This is a genomic window from Moorena producens 3L (assembly GCF_000211815.1).
GTDB lineage: Bacteria > Cyanobacteriota > Cyanobacteriia > Cyanobacteriales > Coleofasciculaceae > Moorena > Moorena producens.
Genome location: NZ_GL890820.1, coordinates 101425 through 119630, shown reverse-complemented (window position 1 = coordinate 119630; position 18206 = coordinate 101425). Strand labels below are relative to the sequence as shown.

Below are 18206 nucleotides of genomic sequence, written 5' to 3'. Positions count from 1 at the left end.
ACAGCAAGCGCACTATGTTGTCAGCACTGATGACAACCAATCCTATGTGGATACGACAGCTAGGCGATTGGGAATAGAGGTTACATCTTTGATCAACCAGTCTCGTACTGAAATCCGTGATTCACTCTCAAGTTATGATATTGCTATCGATCACTTTGGGAATCAGGATGCGAGCTATCGCGAATTTGTTCAGGCTTTCTTTGAACGGTTATACTCATCTGGCCTTGTTGAAGTAGCTGAAATGCAGGTCTTCTATGATAAGAAGACGGATACTTACCCGATCGAATCATTTATCTCTGGTTTCTGTCCCAATTGCTTGAGTTATACATGTAGTGGTATTTGTGAATCCTGTGGACATCCTAACTCTGCAATTGATCTTCTTGAAGTGCAATATCCTGGCTTAGAGATTTTGAAGGAACCAAGGCTTGTCCTCAAACTTGAGGAATTCCGTTCTGAGCTAGAACAATATTTGCTTGGGATGGAAACACACCGCCCCGCGCTAAAGCACCTCATTTCTTCTCTTCTAGATCAACCTATGACCCCTTTTCCACTATCCTATAAAATGAATCGGGGGATTAGTATAGATTTTGCTCTTTCTGATCAGAAACTAAATGTTTGGGCAGAGATGTATCCTGGTCACATTTACTTTCTCAAAAAATCAGCAGGTCAACTAAGTAACAAAGATGAATATGTCCAGTTTCTTGGTTTCGATAATTCTTATTTTTATGTTTTCGTCCATTTCGCCTTAGGGATAGCCGCACAAAAATGTGGGTTCGATTGGCCTTTGCCACGTGGATTTATCACTAACCAATTTTATTATCTTGGCTCTTCTAAATTCTCAACCAGTAAAGGTAATCTCATTTGGGCACGAGATTTGGTGAAGGATTACGAGGCAGATATTATTCGCTTGTTCCTTGCGTTGCATGGCCCTGAATTTCAAGAAGCAAACTTTTCCCTTATAGCCTTTGAAAAGACAGTATCTGAAATTGCCCGAAAAATTAATGATATTGTAGAAGTTTTCAATGCTAAATTAACTAGTATGGAAAATGGAGATGACTACAAGAATAATAAGACTATAGAGAAAATAATCTCTATCTTGTCGAAGCCTCTAGATCTCAAGGATTATTCGTCAAGTATTTTAGCCCAACGCGCTCTGAATATCATTGATTTTTTACGAGAATCCCTCCAACATGGCAATCATTCTTTACTTCCCTTCGTACCTGTTTTACTAGTAATGGGACTTGACCCTTTTTGCCCTAAGTATACACAATCTATTCGTGATAAGTTTGAATTATCTAACTATAATTGGGAGGAATTGGTACCATGTTGTCATATACAACACGAACTTCCAAAATTGCTGGTGAAGAGATAATATACGATGTTATTGGAGTCGGCTTTGGGCCATCTAATATTGCTCTTGCCATTGCTATGGAGGAAGGCAATTATCCAGGCAAAGTGCTCTTTATAGAGCGTAATACACAAGTATCTTGGCATGAGGGAATGTTACTAAATGGTAGTAATATCCAAAACAACCCTTTGAGGGATTTGGTTACTCCAGTCAACCCTAGAAGCAAGTATACTTTTGTCAATTATCTCCATCAGAGTGGTCGGTTGTTCGATTTCCTTAACCTTGGAGTTACGCATCCCCTTAGACAAGATTACTACGATTATATTGTCTGGGCAGGAAGTCAATTTCAGAACGTGGTGTATGGAAGTTCTGTGACCAAAATTGAACTCGCTTATATAAGTGGTCAATACCTATGGCGACTTACAAATAACCAAGGTACTAACTTCTTAACTCGGTGTTTAGTAGTGGGAACGGGTAGGAATCTTAATATTCCTAAAATCAAGGGAGTAAATAGTCCAAACGTTATTCATTTTGTTAATTACCTCCATCATATTAAAAAATATGATAAAGACTCACCTATTGTTGTGCTTGGAGCTTCACAGAGTGCTGTGGAGATTATCTTGGATCTAATTAACAAAGGCTATCAGCAGATCTATTCGGTTCATCGTTCTTTTTCATATTGCCTCAAGGATACTAGCTGTTTCAGTGATGAAGTATACTTTCCTGAGTTTGTAGATTACTACCATGGGCTACCACCTCAAATGAGAGCAGAGTTGGATAAACAGCTTCGCCGTACTAACTACTCCTCAGTAGATAAGGATATTCTTGATGCCTTGTATTTAATACGGTATGAGGACAAAATAAACCATCGCGAACGTTTGAAGATTTATCGCAATTGTGTGGTTGACGAGATCAACCCGAATGGAAAAAAATCTATCCTTATCCGACAGCTTTATAAGGGCAATATAGATGAACTCCCGTGTGATTTAATGATATTGGCAACTGGGTTCTTAGATATCGGTCGTAATGGCCAGGAAGGATTGCCAAAACTACTCCGTGATGTAGCAGATAATTTTGTTTGGACAGACGATTATCTCAAGGTGGAGCGGGACTACCGTATTGCCATGAAAGAAGGAGTTTCTTTACCAGATATATACTTGAATGGGTTATGTGAGTCTTCACATGGTTTGGGGGATGCCGGTTCGATCAGCCTTGTGTCACTGCGAGCACAAGATATTCTGGGTGGTATTCTGAAGCGGCTTAGTCCTGTAGTTGTCTGAACGTGAGAGGGGCACTCACGTCATAAAAGTGGAACTGTTACCAAAAAGTTTGGGTCATTAGCCCCGTCCTTCTAGGACGGCTTTTCATGATTATGTGATAGAATAAAAGCATAAGCAATAAACTTTTTGTCAGATAGGTACTATCTAATCATAAATAGACAACGTAAAAAATATGTATGAGATACGTATTCCGTAATTTGGTCTAACGACTACAACGTCTATGAAAAACTTAGATAAAAAAGTATAAAGGTGCGCTTACAGTCGTCGAATTAAATTCGCCGACGGAAAGCGCACCTTTGGTTAAAACTTTTTTATTAAGGCTCCAATCTTCTAAGGTTTCGTCTCCGGCACACCGAAACCTAGATCTATGATCTAAACGCTTGGGGAAATTTGTCCTCTACTTTTTCTGACTCCGGTTTGAAAGAGCCACGACGAGTAGTAGAGCCAAGAATCCCCGTTCTTTTAGGACGGAGATTGTCAAATGACTGCTATTAAGCGCACTGGGCTTCCAGTTCCACCATAAACTTTAGATGCCCCAACAAAAAGGAATGCTCCTGAAGGGGGAATGTTGTCAAGGTTAGCCACATTTTCTAATCCCCAAAGCCCATTCGACAACCAAGTATTATGAACTGGGAAATCCTCCGAAGCCCCTTGATCAAGGCTAAGAGTATCAACACCGATGCCAAGCACAGATCTTGCTTCCAACAGAAACTCTACAGCCGTTTTACTCCAACCAGGGAAATGAGGAATTCCTTGTTTATCCATGTTTACAAAAGCATTATTATCTCCGAAGTACTTTCCCCAGCCACTATTCATAATAATGATGGCATTGCTAGGGATCTTTCCATACTTCTTTTCCCAACGCAAGATATCGTCCGGAATCACTGTAGCATCATGATTATGTAGCACACGGTCTCGAATATCTAACACCACCAAGGGTCCACACAGACAATGAACTGGAATCTCGTGCACAGCAATGCCATCTTTGATAAAATGAATGGGAGCGTCTAAGTGCGTTCCAGTATGCTCATTCAGATGTAATTCATAATCTTGATAGCCATTCTCACTATATGTTGATGCTATCTCTAGTCTCATAGGTTTATCCCCTGGGAATACGGGCGTTTGTGGTCCTAATGTATGAGTTAGATCAACAATATGCCCTCTAAGTTTCGGTGGTTTTATATAGTTATTGTACGCTGCCATATACTTATCTGAAACAACCGGGGTATAATTGTTGTCTAAGCTTCTTTGGTAAAGATCTTTCAAAGTTCTGCATAAACACATAGAAACTCAACCTTAGTATGATTTGAATATAGGAATACAACCACTATTAATTTTTACAGCAGTGATTGGGTCGCGAGAGTTGAAGCGACCTCTTTAATTTGGACACCATATCAAACAGAATAGTCCTTTCTGTTTTACCATGTTTTTCCCATTGTCAGACTTCCTCGGTTTTTGAGGGTTGCGTTGTACTCACTCCAATTCCTAATCTTATATTGGGTCTTGGCCGTTGCTTCTATCATGGCTGGGGGGAGTTTTATTTTTCTATCTACAGATTATCCCACTCAACTCATACTCTTTATGCAACGAAGCCCAGTTGTATTAATGCAAAACTTGCACGATAGAGAGGACAACTATTAATATGTCTACTGAACAAAGAGTGAAACATCCCTTTCATATATATGAGGCAATTCTTGAGCAACCTCAAGCATTTGCCCATGCTGCTAGGTGCAATGAAAGATTAATTGATGAGTGTGCTGCCCGTATAGCCTCTTGCGAGCGGCTATTTACAGTTGGGATTGGCACTTCACATTATGCTGCTCAGGTGGGTGAACACCTAATGCGTTTGTATGGAGGAGAGCTGTTCACACAGGCAGTTCACTCATTTGACTTTGCGCTTTATGGACTTCGCATTACACCAAGGGATTGCGTCATTGGTATTAGTCATCGTGGGAATAAACTCTATACAGTTGAGTCGCTCAAACATGCCCGTGAAGCAGGTTGTTACACAGTGTTTATTACAGGTGAGGGTGGAGCTAATGAGGCTGTGCAAACCGACATTACCCTTACTACTGTTGCACAAGATAAGTCATCAGCTCATACTGTCAGTTACATTGGTGCGATTTCAGTCCTATCTGCTCTTGCGGAACGTATCGGCTATCATCGCACTGGGGCAAGTTTTCTAACGAAAAACTTCCTGCACCATGAACTCCCTGAGGCACTACTCACAGCACTGGAAACAGAGAATGAGATAGCACTACTTGCCCACGAATACGTTAATCGACGGCGTATTTGGTTAGTTGGTGGTGGTCCGAATGCTGTCACGGCTCATGAGATCGCACTAAAAATTAAGGAAACTTCCTACTTGCAAGCTGAGGGTATGTCAATCGAGACAATTCTGCATGGACCATTTCAATGCGCTGAAGCAGAAGATCTCTTCGTTTTGATTGCGCCAGCAGGGGCGGCACAGGGGCGCGTTATCGAGCTAGTGGGACTCATCCAAGAAATTGGTGCTGCCTCCTTGGTCATCAGCGACGGAACGGCGGAATCACTGCAAACTGACGCAACCAGTTGGGTTGCTGTACCTAAAGTTCCAGAACCCTTCTGCTCTATAACTTGCCTTGTGCCATTGCAACTATTTACCTACTACTTAGCATTGGAACGTGGAACAAACCCTGATGGATTTCGCCTTGAAGATCCACGTTTTGCCCGTGCACGCTCATTAATACGTTTGTAGTAAGCACCTACACAGAATTAATGGGAGCAGGTCCAAGTTGCAGAAGAAATAAACTATGTATCATCAGAGCAAGCTTAAACCCATGAAGGGGCTAGAGATTTAGTACTAATGTTGCTGCATAAGTGACATGCTCCCCAATTAATTACCTGAGTAAGGTCTGCTGAATAAGTCGGATAAAAACAACTGAAGATCGATACGGCGGTTTGCATAACTATCAGCTACACAGAATTGTTTTAATGCTCCGAAATCCCTGCTCCCTGCTCCCTAAAAATCCAGAACTTTGTACCTAACTGAATTGCCAAGCGCTGTAAGCTTATTCCTCACAAAAACAAACTTATTGCAATCATAAACATAATAGCTCCGATTACTATGTCTAAAATTTTCCATGATCTTGGATTGCTGAAAATTGGTGACAGCATCCTTGACCCATAACCCAAGGTGAAAAAGAATATGAACGATGCCGATATAGCTCCCAGTGCAAATTGAATTCTTGCAGTAGAATAATGGGTGGATATTGATCCCACAAGCACAACTGTATCTAAGTACACATGAGGGTTAAGCCATGTGAAAGCAAGGCAAGTTGTAATAGCAATGGCAAGAGATGTTGAATCGTCAGTAGATGGAATTAAAGAATCAGATGATTTAGCAGCTAACCAGAAACTACGTATACCATAGCCTGTAAGGAAGATGGCTCCAAAATCTCTGGCAATCTCTTCTATCCAAGGTATTTCTTCTATGATTACATGAAATTCAGAAACACCAAAAGCTATCAAAATAGCATCTGATAAAGCACAAATTAAACAAATGATAAAAACATGCTCCTGCTTTAAGCCCTGTTTTAATATGAAAGCATTTTGTCCTCCAATTGCTACTAGTAAAGAAAAACCAAGCCATGTACCAGAAAGGAAAGCGGTGAGCATCTGTGATATTTTTTTGATATTTACAACCGTTGGAATAAACATAAAATGCTAGGAAAACTTCAACAATTTTCATCAGAGAAAGATTCTCTAGCATTTATCTCTCAAAACATCCTAACTTAGAGTAGACCTCTTGCAAAAGTATTTTTCTGCTGGGAGGGTGACACAGGGTACAGCGGCGAAAAATTATGACTCGGATAAGGCACGACTGTAAGGGAATCGAAGCTTTCAAAACCTTCAGCATATACCTTGTATCCATGCTGGCTCGCAACGCTAATTGACGAGTGCTACGTTTATAGCTTGTTTCAAGATTGAGTAAATTGAGACCCTTGCGCGCTTGAGTAAAGCCATATTCTGTGGGGTATGCCCTGTACCAATTCGGCTCCCATCCTCCCCAAAAGTCACATCTAATACCCAATGAAGTTGATTTTCAATGGACCAGTGTTTTCGGATAGCTTTGCCTAACTTTTGAGCATGGGGTGGTAGAGAAGTCAGGTAAAACATCACCTCACGAGTAGTCTTGTTCCACAGATCGCGGGTGCGAATAACCATCACAATAGTCTGTAATCCAGACCAGTGGGACTGCTTATATAAATCTTGGTCTAACGAGGCAAGAGTTACCGCCCACACAATCGCGCTTTTCAGTACGATTGTGTGCTGATTCTACCCTAATATCATAGCTATACTCAATATCCTCTTGCCTGATTAGCAACAGCAGCTTCTTTCCCATTGCTTCACCTGCGTGAAACTTAGTGGGATGATTTTTTTTGAGCGCCAAAACATAATCTCCACCCAAAGCACGGATATCATGGGTTATTTCATACTGAGTTCCCATGGCATCAATGGTAATTATGCATCCAGAGATATCCAATAATTCTAGTAAGGCGCTTGATGGCTGTAATCTCATTGCTTTTATCGTCCACTTTAACAAGCCCTAGAAATAACCGATGCTCACTCGCGATCGCACTAACCACATGCAAAGCTGATTGTGCGAGGGTTAGATCATAGGAACCCTTGATTTGTTTGCCATCAATCGGAATCACCTGTGCCCCATTATCTGTCACTAAACTAGTTAACCAGCTCTGGAAGCTATCATCAAACACACTGGGGGATATTTGTTCAAACACTCGCCTGTAGGTATCTGCCGAGGGAATTCCATTGGGCAATGGTAAAAAGGTAGACAACCAATGGTAATGGCTGATTCCATAGGTTTCAATATCTTCCCATCCCCTCGCACCGACCATGGTAGCTAATAGTGAAATCGTGATAATACTGATAAATGGATGAAGCAGCCCTTGTTTACCTATTGGGTCTGACAGCTTCTCAAAATGTTCGAGCATTTGCGGCTATTGCTGTTGACTATCTCCGGCGGGCTTTAGTGGTAAGGATAATGGACTGGTTGCGGCGGTTTTAGTGGGTTTATTGAAGCCAATGACCATTGGATACCTTGATTGTGACATCGGTTCCCATAGCATATTATGAGTTCGTTTTTCCTGACTTGCTCTTTCCGGTTGAACATTGGGCACAGTGGATTTTCTCACAGCTGAAATATTCCTTGCCATCAAGTGGCATCAACAGCGTGTCAGCAAATCCTGGAAACTTCCTCAAATGCCCCTCGTTTTCCAGCATTTGCACAATTTACTCAAACACTGGTGACACACACTCAGGTAAGACTTGGTGGAGTAAACTTCGAATTTGGTTGTCGAGAGGCATGTGATGCACTCCAAACAGGCTTTGGGCGTTGCTGCACCCTTTGCTTTTTTCCATCTGGCGCTGGTAAGCTAGAAATGATGGGGTGTGGGTCAAGAACACACCAAAGGCACTTAAACCGGCATCTTCCATTCCATAGCGAGTGTTTTTGCCCGTGGGCAAGTCTTGCAGAGATTTCAGACAGGAGCGAAAAGAACTGACTATTGTGTTAAACAACTCTGGTGCTTTGGCTCGCTTCAACTCTCTTGAGTGATCTAGATGATATTAATACACTATCGGCATTTCCACAATTTGAACACCTATTTCCCAAAATGAGAATTGCTGAGCAATGACTAATGCCAACGGGTAGCTGGCATTATCTATTCTTGATTACTTCCAGCTAACAACACTTCCCCTTGCCTGATTCGTTGGGCAGCATCTAGTAACACGTCTTCTAGATAGGGTTTGGTAAAATAGCCTCTAGCACCGAGATCAGCAGCTACTTTCCGGTGTCGATCAGCACCACGAGAGGTGAGCATGGCCAGGGGTATTTCACACAAATCTGGGTCTTTTTGAAGGCGAGATAGCAGTTCTAAACCATCCATTCTGGGCATTTCAATGTCACAGAATACGATCTCGCAAGGCAAACCAGACCGGAGTTTATCCCAGGCTTCTTGACCATCACGGGCTTGTTCTACCCGATAACCAGCTTTACTGAAGGTCATAGAAAGCAGTTCTCGGACTGTGATTGAATCATCCACAATCAACACCATGGGATCAGATTTGATGAGATTGACCTCGGCTCCGCTGGCAGTCGGAGTTTCCATCCTTTGCCAGATCGCAACACCACCATCTTTACGAATCCGACCCATAGCAAGGTCAATCAGTTCTAGGACGTCAGCAATGGGCATTACTCGACCATCCCCTAAGACGGTCGCCCCGGTAATGCCTACTGGCTTGGGTGCAGGGCCTTCGATTTGCTTAATAACAATTTCTTGCTCCCCCAATACCTGATCAACCTCTACGGCGAGCATGTTACCTGTACTGCGCAGTACCACCACAGAAATCAGGTTGTCTTCCCTTTGGCTGCCATAGACGCTCGCCCGGCTGAGTTGGCTATGGTAGGTCAGCAATTCTGAGAGGGGTTTGAATGGGATCTGGCTGTCCCGCCATTGAAGAAAGGCTTGACCTTGAGAATTGGTCTGAATGCAGTCAGGGGAGACATCCTGCATGTCTTCGACCCCATCCATGGGAAAAGCAATTCTGGCGCGATCGCTTACACAGCAGAGGGCTTTACAAATACTCAGGGTCAGGGGTAAGCGAATGGTAAAGGTGGTTCCTTCCCCGAGAGTAGAGTCGATAGTAATGGTTCCCCGAATTTCACTTAAGCAGGTGCGCACCACATCCATGCCTACCCCTCGACCTTTGGTGTCAGTCACTTTCTCAGCAGTGGTGAACCCAGGGTGGAAGATAAAATTGAACAACTCCAAGTCGCTCAGGGTTTTTGCCTCAGTTGGGGAAATGAGATTCTTTTCAAGGGCTTTAGCTCTAATTCGATCTGGATCAATGCCCCCCCCATTATCCGAGATGGAAATCACCGTCTGATTTCCCTGGTAGAATGCCCCGAGGGTGATTTTACCCGCCCTAGGCTTCCCTGCAGCCAGCCGTTCCTCTGGTAGCTCAATTCCATGGGTAATGGCATTGTTGACCAGGTGGGTCATAGGATCATAGAGGTGTTCCAAGATCATTTTATCAATCAAGGTTTCCCGCCCCTCAACGTGTAGCTCGGCTTCCTTGCCTTCCTGCAAGGAAATTTCCCTGACTGCACGGGGCATTCGGTCTGCTGCTTGGGCAAAGGGCACCATACGCGATCGCGTCAGTCCTTCTTGGAGTTGATTGGTTACCTGTCTGAGGGTACGAGTTACTTGGTCGGTTTCATCCACCAAAAACTCAATGTCAGACGCCGACTCCTTAACCCGGACAATCAGCTCAATGATCTCTTGGGATAGCAAATGGAAGCCTGTAAAGCGGTCCATTTCCAGGGGGTGATAGTCTTCTAAGCTCGTGCAATTCTGGTTTCCTTGTTCCCGTTCTTGGATGCTTGTAGTTCGGTAAATCTTACTACTAGACAATAGGGAATTTTCCAGCAGGGTTCGCTCATACAAATCCCGCATTTTCAAACCCACATCGTTGAGGCTCGATACCTGATGGGATAAATTATCTAAGAATTGCCGCAGCCGTTCTTGATCTTGCTCTAAGGTATTGCGACCAACCACCAGTTCTCCCACTAAATTGCTCAGGGTGTCCAGTTGTTTAACCGGTACCCGCATGGTTTGTTCAAATAGCTTAGACCTCGGACGCCTTGTTTGGCGAGACAGCTCCTGATTCATCCCTCCTGGAATAGCAGAGATGCTTTGATTTGCCTGCTGTAGCAAGTCCTCGAGGTCTTTAAAGTCATCCTCTACTGAATCCGCCTGATTGGTTTTCGGGGTTTCTTGGTCTAGGGAGTGGTTAGGTTCAGGGCTACTAGTTTCATTTAATAGGAGTTCTAGTTCATCAAATATTCTTTTCTGCTCTGATACCACCTCAGCAGTGGGTAAGGTCACATCCAGAGGTTTTATACTGTCAAAATCAACGTTTTGGTAATGTGCGGTAGCTTCTGCCAACAGCTGCTCTAATTGCTGCCATTGATCTTGGGTTGTTGGTAATGGTTTTGGTGATGAATCTGGTAATTTGTTTGATTTTATGGGATGGGATTTTCTATTTTTTCCTTTGACAGTTGGACTACGAGTGGGTGTAGACGCCTCACTGGGTCGAGCTGAAGTCGAGGTGGGCTTTGGAGACCCTGTGGTTGATGGGGAATTAATTGCTGGCTGTTCATGGTTTGCAGGGGGGTGATTTGGAATCAGCTCCAAGTCATTGACCAGATTTAAATCTTCATTCAGGTCGGTGTGGGTGGGGTCCGGGTGTGGGGTGCTTGGTGGGATAGGCTGCTGTTTGCCCATCCCATAACTATCTAATTTGGTGGGAGGAGTACTTTCCGAGCTTGAGCTATTTTCTTCAAAAAAGGTATCATCAAATAAACTACTTAATTCGTCCGCTGGGTTAGTTTTTTGAGTTAGGCTCCCCTCACTACTCCCAAAAGAAAGTAATTCTTCAAGGTCTTTATCTGTCAGGCTTGGAGTAAGGTTAGGTTGACTATCCTTTCGAGTTGACTCCCTTGACTGTAGTAACTCAAAGGCTGCTTCTTCTGGAAATTCCTCATCGAACAAACTGAGTAAATCTTCCTCGGTAGATTCTGCTGCCTCCGGAATGTCCAACTCATCAAGTTCTTTAATCAGGTCAGATAAATCCTGTGGTTCGTCTGTAGTGATAGAATTGTCTGATTGGCTAGACAACTGCTGGTTATCTGGAGCGATAATTTCTTCTTCTTGCCAGGTTTGATCCAAATCAGGGGTCTGACCTTCAAATATATCAGCTAAGCTATTTAGTTCTTCCATGCCAACTTTCGGTTCTCCAGCATCATCGGTCTGGTATGGGATGATATCAGTAGTTGGTTTTTCCACTTCCTCTATCTCAGGTATATCTTCTAGGAAGTTATCTAGGTTAAATTCGTCTTTGATTACTGCTGGTGGCTGAGCATCTAGGTTGTTAGACATTCGGAAAGCATTAATTCCACATTACGCGCACATTTTTCACCTTTTGCCTTGGCAAGTTCGCCGCTTCCCTCTATGATAGTTGTGACATAATCCTACACTGACTCTGCTCTTACACAGCCGCTCCGCGAACGATTTCAGTGTAGGCTTCTTGCCAACTCCACCCAACGGTAACGGATACTCGGCAAGCTTTATTGACGACACGAGATGCCCCTCCGCGCCGGAAAAATACCAAAAAATTTTATCTATTTTAGCTAGTAGGTGGCGGTTAGCTCTTAATTTGATTACCCTACTATATTCATTATAGACGATAACAACAGACGATAACAAAGTATCAAAGTTCCTGTCCGCCATTCATCCAACTAACTAGCCAAGACGTAGCTTAACACGCGCCGCTCTATACAGACGAGGTTTTTTTGCCTCGCTAGGTAGATTTTTGATAACGTTTTTCTGACCTGAGCTCAACTGTGAGTTCAACGACTCAGAGCATTTAAGAATTTCTGGATACCTGAGAATAACGACTGTTTTTTTTGGGCAGATGGTATATTTTGAGCATCTTCTGGGCTAGTCGTGTTAACTAGACTTGCCTTAAGTATAATTTGATCAAGAGCCTCTGCTGTCGGTTTGCTAGGTTCTTCAGTCACCAACTGATACTCATCATCTATTTCTAGCCATACTTGCCACATAGAAGGATAACAACGCCATAGAGCACCCCCTGGAAAGGGTCGCAGATAATAACAAGACTCTAGGGTTTTCAGAAAGCGATCGCGTAACTGACGTGCGGCATAGCCAATCCCTACAATAGAGACATCTTCCAGTTGAGGATTTAGGATCACACAGGGGCGATCCCCCGCCAAATTGCAAATCTTTTCCACTTGGGCTACTTCCACGGCAGACGGGCCCACTAGCAAGAAAACCTGGTCATCATCTTCAATTCTAGTTTCTGCTGGGGAGCGACTGGTACCAACATCAGTAATTTTAAACGGTACCTCTCCCCAGTCACGAAGGGCAAGGGCTGAAGCACCGGTATCAGGAAAGAAGATTTTCAGTCCGGGGCCATACTGCTCAAAGATAGGAATAAATTCCTGGGCAATTGACTGGGCTTGGAGGGCAATTTCTGGAAAGACCAACTCCACTTGTACCCTGGTTTGACCGTCATCTAGGGCGGCTTTGGTCGCTTGTTTAGCTTGAGCGATCGCATCTTCTAAGCTCAAAGGAAGTTCATTCATGAGTCTATCTGTGTGTTAATCAAAAACTCTAATATTAATGGCTTAAAAGAAAAAGGAAAACTAATGTCTCGCCACATTAATCGAGCGCCAATCCACCCTACCCATAGGAGCAATTGAGCCTTTTTTGAGCAAAGTTAGACCTTAGATAATTCTGGTTGTGGCATCAGTCGTTCCCAAATTTGCTTGAGTACCATCACCGTCCAATCTACATCAGCTTCTGTGGTATCTCGCCCCAGGGTCAACCGAATTCCAGCCAAAGCAGCTGGCTCGTTGTAACCCATTGCTAACAATATCGGACTTGGACTCAGTTTACCACTGTGGCAAGCTGAACCTGCACTAATACCAATACCAGCCTGATTAAACTGGCGCACTATAGTTTTGCCAGTCACCCCCCCAGTAGGGGAAGTCAAACAGAAACTAACGTGATGGGGTAAGCGATAGTCTCTAGAACCAGTGGCAATGAGATAGGGAGTATCAGCGAGTTGGTCAAACATGCGATCGCGTAATCGAATTAACCGAGGTGTCTCTGTTAGCATTTGCGCTGCTGCTAGTTCTGCCGCGATTCCAAACCCAGCAATTACTGGCAACGCCTGGGTTCCAGACCGCAATCGGGATTCTTGTCCACCACCGGAGATCAGGGGCACTAACTCTACACCAGGGCGGATATACAGTGCCCCTGCTCCCATCGGACCATAAATTTTGTGACTGGAAATCGACAGCAAATCCACCGGTAGTCGTTGAACATCGATAGATAGCCGTCCGGCTACTTGAACTGCATCGGTATGAAACAGCACACCCTGTTCACGAGCAATTTGTCCTAGTTGATCAATAGGTTGGAGTGTACCTACTTCACTTTGACCGTAGATGACGGAGACTAAAACCGTATTTGCCTGTAGGGCAGCTTTTAAATCACTGGGATTGACCCGTCCCAGAGAATCCACTGGTAGCCTGGTCACTTGCCAACCCCACTGCTCCAACATGGCCACTGGTTGAGCGATCGCAGAATGCTCTACACTAGAAATAATGATATGCTGGGGTTTTTTGTAGCCTTGGGCAACCCCCATCACTGCCAAATTATCCGCTTCAGTACCGCCAGAGGTAAATGTAATCGATTCCGCTGGTGCATTGATTAACCTAGCTACCTGTATTCTAGCTCGTTCCAGTACAATGGCCGCTCGCTGACCCCACTGGTGTAAGCTAGAAGGATTACCCCACTGCTGGGTAAGCACATCTTGCATAGTTTTAATGACTTCTGGGCGTGGTGGTGTGTTGGCGCTATAGTCCAGATAAATTTGCATGGGTTTTCAGGCAACCAGCTATCTCTATCTTAAGCATATAACCTTTCCAGGTCTCTCTCCAACTGATGACTAATAACTGAAAACTAATAAGTAATGACTAATAACTAACCACCTGGTTTACCAACATTATAGTCCTCGTGGGACAAAACCGCGTGAGGAACCAATAAGCTACCCTGGTCGTGACAAATCATTCGGTAGTTGCGCGTTACAGGAATACTGATGATCCAGCGGTTGTGGCGCAGCCGCTTGCCACCAAATTCTCTGTAATCCTGGTGATTTTCCAAACCAGCGATTATCCCACGGGCTTTGACCACCACATGGGTAGGAAGGTTTTTTAAGTCAATGGGATCATCTTCAAAACTAGACTCCCACTGCCGTTTTTGCTGTTTTTTCTCTTCCCGTGCTCGGTTTTTTTGATCACATCGGTGGCATGTTTTACCATACCCCTTGTGGCCACACGGGAATGTTTTCTTTCGTCTTGGCATAAGACACTAGTTCGGGTTAAAGTCCCTAACCCGCTAATTAGGCTTTGGTGTAAACCATTCCATAAAAAAAGGCAATTAGGGGAGGGAGTTGAACTTGATGGCAACTGATATCCCCTGGTATTTTATGTTAATTCAACAACTGCATCTATTTGAAGATTGTGCTGTTAGCATGGGGAAATCAGCTATCCAATCGGGTTTTTTGATGCCTTGAGTTCCCAACCAGCGTGCATTTACTGGAATTTGTATTATCTTTTGCTGATACTATTGATTTTGTGTGGCTGTCAACAAGCTCAGCCACAGGTGTCTCTTGAACCCCCTTTGCCCCAAGACCCTTGGGTTCAGGCTTACTTTAATCATAGTAGGTCAGCCCAATACACAGATCCTTACCGGGGAGTAACTCGGGAGGGAGATAACTTGGAGCAAGTGATTGTGGATGCGATCGCATCAGCAAAGTCCACAGTAGATGTGGCGGTTCAGGAGTTGCGTATGCCCAGAATTGCCCAAGCTTTAGTAGAACGTCAGCAAGCTGGTGTCAAGGTCAGAGTCATTTTAGACAATAACTACAGCCTTCCGGTAAGTCAACTGACCGCTGAGTCAGTGGCAAAACTCCGCCAAAGAGAACGCTCACGCTACAATGAGTCCCTAATATTGATCGACCGTGACGGAGATGGTCAGCTCAGTGCAACGGAAATTTCAGAAGGAGACGCTTTAATCATCTTAGGAAATGGTGGTGTACCTATGATTGATGACACAGCGGATGGTTCTCGGGGCAGTGGCTTAATGCATCATAAGTTTATAGTTATTGATAACAAAGTTTCTATTATTACCTCAGCCAACTTCACTCTTAGTGATCTACATGGTGACTTTCAGTTTCGAGAGAGTCGTGGCAATGCCAACAATCTACTCAAGATTGACAGTGTAGAGTTAGCTAAGCAATTCACCCAGGAATTTAACCTGATGTGGGGAGATGGTGCTGGCGGTAAACCAGACAGTAAGTTTGGTCTCAAGAAGCCATCGCGACCAGTAGAGCAGGTCACACTGGGGGATACAACTGGGGGGGATACAACTGGGGGGGATACAACTATCGCTATACAATTCTCCCCAACCTCCACTACTAAACCTTGGAATCAGAGTAGCAATGGTCTGATCGCTCAAATCCTTCCTCAGGCTAGGGAAACCATTCACATAGCTTTGTTTGTCTTTTCCGAGCAACGGCTAACCAATGTTTTAGAGGAATCCCATCAACAGGGTGTTCAGCTCAAAGCGCTAATTGAGCCAAGTTTTGCCTTTCGCTATTACAGTGAGGGTTTGGACATGATGGGAGTAGCTGTTGCTCACAAGTGTCAATATGAGAGTGGTAACCGTCCTTGGCGTCAACCGATTGCTACCGTCGGTGTGCCTCAGTTGCCAGAAGGAGATGTCTTACATCACAAATTTGCCATTCTCGATGGAAAGACAGTGATTACAGGCTCTCACAACTGGTCAAAAGCAGCAAATACTAGGAACGATGAGACCTTGTTAGTTATTCATAGCCCTATGGTTGCTGCCCATTTTGAACGGGAGTTTCAACGCCTCTATGGCAAAGCAGTGAAGGGAGTACCAGTTAGAGTTCAGCGAAAGATTAAAGCACAGCAACAAAAATGTGTGCCTCTTGATCCACATTCTTGAGTAGAGCATACTATTGAATAGTTAGCATGACGGGTTATACCCCTCAATTAAATAGATGTGTTATATCAAGTCCAGTTAATCACTTTTAAAATGGTCTGTTGTTTTTTGTCGTTAGTCATTAGTAATTGGTAAAACCTCCACCTGCTAACCTTAATCGATATCTAGGGTTTCCTGGGTGTCAGAAATTCTCAAAGCTGTTAGCTGTCCGGTAAAAGAAGCCCCACATCTCAATGCTACGCCATGAGTGTGGTCAGAAGTTACCGCAATCAGAGGGTCGCCTTTATAGTTGGCAGGCTATGCATAAAAGAGGTGCGACCCGTGGCGAATTTAATTACGGGTCAAGCGCACCTTTGGTTAAAACTCGTGGAATAAGGCTCCACTCTTCTAAGGTTTCATCTCCGGGATGAATTTTGCACAGGATATGCACGGGACAGGGAAGCGAGCTATTAAGCTTCTTACTAATTCAGATCAAGTCATTCCACGTCGTTCGGCTTCTTGCTGTAACTGTCTTTTCTCGAAGTCAGTAATCCTGATTATCAGTTTCTTGTCTTTCATTTTTGGGTTGTCATAAGTTTATACACTTTATTATAATTAGAGTCGGTCGATAAGTAGGATGACAACGAACATGAGAATAGCATATCAGTATAAATTTAAACCGACAAAAGTACAGAAAATATTGATAAACAATTGGCTGTCAATGTTATGCGCTCAATATAACTACCTTTTGGCCGACCGGTTTTCCTGGTATGAACAAAATCGCTGTTCTATCAATGCTTGTCCCCTTGTCTGCCATCTTCCCGATCTAAGAAATAATCCCGATTATTTTAGTCAAAATAAAACTCTCCCAAACCTCAAAAAAACTCATCCTTGGTATAAAACAGTTCATTCTCAGGTACTTCAGGATGTAGTAAAAAGAGTTAAATTGGCTTTTGATAGGTTCATAAAAGGAGATAGTAATGGGAAACGGAGCGGGAGACCTAGATTCAAAAAGCGTCATCGCTACCGTACTTTTACTTATCCACAAATGAAAGAGGGGTGCTTGGAGGGTAATCTGATCAACCTACCAAAACTAGGAAAGCTCAAAGTCATCCTTCATCGCCCAATACCTGCTGGATTCAAGATAAAAACAGCAACTATCACCAAAAAATGTGATGGCTACTATTTAGTTTTATCTCTGGAAGATAAAACAGTTCCTGAGATCAAACCTGATATTAACCCTGACTCAATAGTTGGTATTGATGTTGGCCTCAAAGAGTTTTTGACTACTTCTGAAGGGGAAACCATTAATATTCCTCAGTATTATCGGAAGTCTCAAAAACGGTTAAAGGTTATCCAGAAACGAGTATCCCGACGCCAGAAGGGAAGTAACAACAGACTTAAGGCTATCAAGCAACTTGGAAAACAGCAGAAAAAGGTAGCAGATAAACGGAAGGATTTCCACTTTAAAACAACCAATTATTTGCTATCAAAGTATGATGTAATCGCCCACGAAAAGCTAAACGTTAAGGGGATGGCTAAATCCCGATTGGCTAAATCTGTGTTGGATGCTGGGTGGTCAAGCTTCCTGGCGATACTGACAAGCAAAGCCTTGAATGCTGGCTTGTTGGCTATTCCAGTAAGTGCTCAGAACACCTCACAGAATTGTTCCAATTGCGGGAGGAAAGTTCCTAAAAAACTGCATGTCAGATGGCACGATTGTCCTCATTGCGGGTGCAGTCTTGATAGAGACCATAATGCAGCGATAAATATAAAAAACAGAGCGGAAGGGCAGTCCGTTCTTAAAGCCCAGCGCCTCCTAAGCAATAGCCGGATTGGCGCTTGTTGCCTACACTGAACCCAACGGGTCAGTGTAGGAGCTGTCACGAGCAGCAAAACTAAGTTATTTAATTGCTTGACGAC

12 protein-coding genes and 2 pseudogenes are annotated in these 18206 nt (G+C 43.7%); 5 read left to right on the top strand and 9 right to left on the bottom strand.

The features are described from left to right. Together LYNGBM3L_RS01755 and LYNGBM3L_RS01750 are read left to right on the top strand one after the other, a co-directional pair. On the top strand, window positions 1-1372 hold a 1372-nt coding region (locus LYNGBM3L_RS01755), incomplete at its 5' end, for a class I tRNA ligase family protein (protein WP_008178309.1). After that, a complete protein-coding gene (locus LYNGBM3L_RS01750) occupies window positions 1324-2628 on the top strand; it encodes a SidA/IucD/PvdA family monooxygenase (protein WP_008178307.1) in 1305 nt (434 codons plus the stop codon). The genes LYNGBM3L_RS01755 and LYNGBM3L_RS01750, both read left to right, overlap by 49 nt. Window positions 2629-3105: 477 nt before the next feature. Here LYNGBM3L_RS01750 and LYNGBM3L_RS01745 read toward each other — a convergent pair whose 3' ends face one another. Further along, the gene (locus LYNGBM3L_RS01745; protein ID WP_267871966.1) at window positions 3106-3831 is read right to left on the bottom strand and encodes a cyclase family protein; all 726 of its coding nucleotides are present in this window, start codon (window positions 3829-3831) and stop codon (window positions 3106-3108) included. A gap of 439 nt (window positions 3832-4270) precedes the next feature. Here LYNGBM3L_RS01745 and LYNGBM3L_RS01740 point away from each other — a divergent pair, with 439 nt between their 5' ends. Continuing rightward, entirely contained in the window at window positions 4271-5365 is a 1095-nt protein-coding gene (locus LYNGBM3L_RS01740) for an SIS domain-containing protein (RefSeq protein WP_008178302.1), read from the top strand. 320 nt (window positions 5366-5685) lie between these two features. Here LYNGBM3L_RS01740 and LYNGBM3L_RS01735 read toward each other — a convergent pair whose 3' ends face one another. The 8 genes and pseudogenes from LYNGBM3L_RS01735 to LYNGBM3L_RS01700 all read right to left on the bottom strand — a co-directional run bounded on the left by LYNGBM3L_RS01735 (window position 5686) and on the right by LYNGBM3L_RS01700 (window position 14639). Continuing rightward, on the bottom strand, window positions 5686-6327 hold the full coding sequence (locus LYNGBM3L_RS01735; RefSeq protein WP_008178299.1) for a LysE/ArgO family amino acid transporter: 642 nt from the start codon (window positions 6325-6327) through the stop codon (window positions 5686-5688). A gap of 184 nt (window positions 6328-6511) precedes the next feature. Continuing rightward, window positions 6512-7622: pseudogene (locus tag LYNGBM3L_RS50095) on the bottom strand (ISAs1 family transposase); the annotation flags it as partial. A gap of 6 nt (window positions 7623-7628) precedes the next feature. After that, window positions 7629-7823 (bottom strand): hypothetical protein, encoded by a 195-nt coding sequence (locus LYNGBM3L_RS39430; RefSeq protein ID WP_131826941.1) that lies wholly within the window; start codon window positions 7821-7823, stop codon window positions 7629-7631. After that, window positions 7765-8196, bottom strand: a pseudogene (locus LYNGBM3L_RS50090) (hypothetical protein); the annotation flags it as partial. The pseudogene LYNGBM3L_RS50090 and the gene LYNGBM3L_RS39430, both read right to left, overlap by 59 nt. Before the next feature lie 155 nt (window positions 8197-8351). Then, a complete protein-coding gene (locus LYNGBM3L_RS01715; RefSeq protein ID WP_008178286.1) occupies window positions 8352-11630 on the bottom strand; it encodes a hybrid sensor histidine kinase/response regulator in 3279 nt (1092 codons plus the stop codon). A gap of 470 nt (window positions 11631-12100) precedes the next feature. Continuing rightward, a complete protein-coding gene (locus LYNGBM3L_RS01710; RefSeq protein ID WP_008178282.1) occupies window positions 12101-12856 on the bottom strand; it encodes a DUF1995 family protein in 756 nt (251 codons plus the stop codon). Between the two features lie 134 nt (window positions 12857-12990). Next, a complete protein-coding gene (locus tag LYNGBM3L_RS01705; protein WP_008178280.1) occupies window positions 12991-14154 on the bottom strand; it encodes a cysteine desulfurase family protein in 1164 nt (387 codons plus the stop codon). A 104-nt stretch (window positions 14155-14258) separates the two neighbouring features. Next, window positions 14259-14639 (bottom strand): DUF7682 family zinc-binding protein, encoded by a 381-nt coding sequence (locus LYNGBM3L_RS01700; RefSeq protein ID WP_008178278.1) that lies wholly within the window; start codon window positions 14637-14639, stop codon window positions 14259-14261. A gap of 300 nt (window positions 14640-14939) precedes the next feature. Between LYNGBM3L_RS01700 and LYNGBM3L_RS01695 the strand changes: the two genes are divergently transcribed. After that, on the top strand, window positions 14940-16307 hold the full coding sequence (locus LYNGBM3L_RS01695; RefSeq protein WP_229414249.1) for a phospholipase D-like domain-containing protein: 1368 nt from the start codon (window positions 14940-14942) through the stop codon (window positions 16305-16307). Between the two features lie 625 nt (window positions 16308-16932). Continuing rightward, window positions 16933-18141 carry an RNA-guided endonuclease InsQ/TnpB family protein gene (locus tag LYNGBM3L_RS01690; protein ID WP_044491928.1) on the top strand — a complete coding sequence of 403 codons (1209 nt, stop codon included), beginning with the start codon at window positions 16933-16935 and terminating at the stop codon, window positions 18139-18141. Window positions 18142-18206: the final 65 nt, after the last annotated feature.

Coding starts and splice junctions, on each gene's coding strand:
- LYNGBM3L_RS01710 (WP_008178282.1), bottom strand. CDS start 12,856: ATGAATGAACTTCCTTTGAGCTTAGAAGATGCGATCGCTCAAGCTAAA.
- LYNGBM3L_RS01700 (WP_008178278.1), bottom strand. CDS start 14,639: ATGCCAAGACGAAAGAAAACATTCCCGTGTGGCCACAAGGGGTATGGT.
- LYNGBM3L_RS01705 (WP_008178280.1), bottom strand. CDS start 14,154: ATGCAAATTTATCTGGACTATAGCGCCAACACACCACCACGCCCAGAA.
- LYNGBM3L_RS01715 (WP_008178286.1), bottom strand. CDS start 11,630: ATGTCTAACAACCTAGATGCTCAGCCACCAGCAGTAATCAAAGACGAA.
- LYNGBM3L_RS01750 (WP_008178307.1), top strand. CDS start 1,324: ATGTTGTCATATACAACACGAACTTCCAAAATTGCTGGTGAAGAGATA.
- LYNGBM3L_RS01745 (WP_267871966.1), bottom strand. CDS start 3,831: ATGGCAGCGTACAATAACTATATAAAACCACCGAAACTTAGAGGGCAT.
- LYNGBM3L_RS01735 (WP_008178299.1), bottom strand. CDS start 6,327: ATGTTTATTCCAACGGTTGTAAATATCAAAAAAATATCACAGATGCTC.
- LYNGBM3L_RS01690 (WP_044491928.1), top strand. CDS start 16,933: ATGAGAATAGCATATCAGTATAAATTTAAACCGACAAAAGTACAGAAA.
- LYNGBM3L_RS01740 (WP_008178302.1), top strand. CDS start 4,271: ATGTCTACTGAACAAAGAGTGAAACATCCCTTTCATATATATGAGGCA.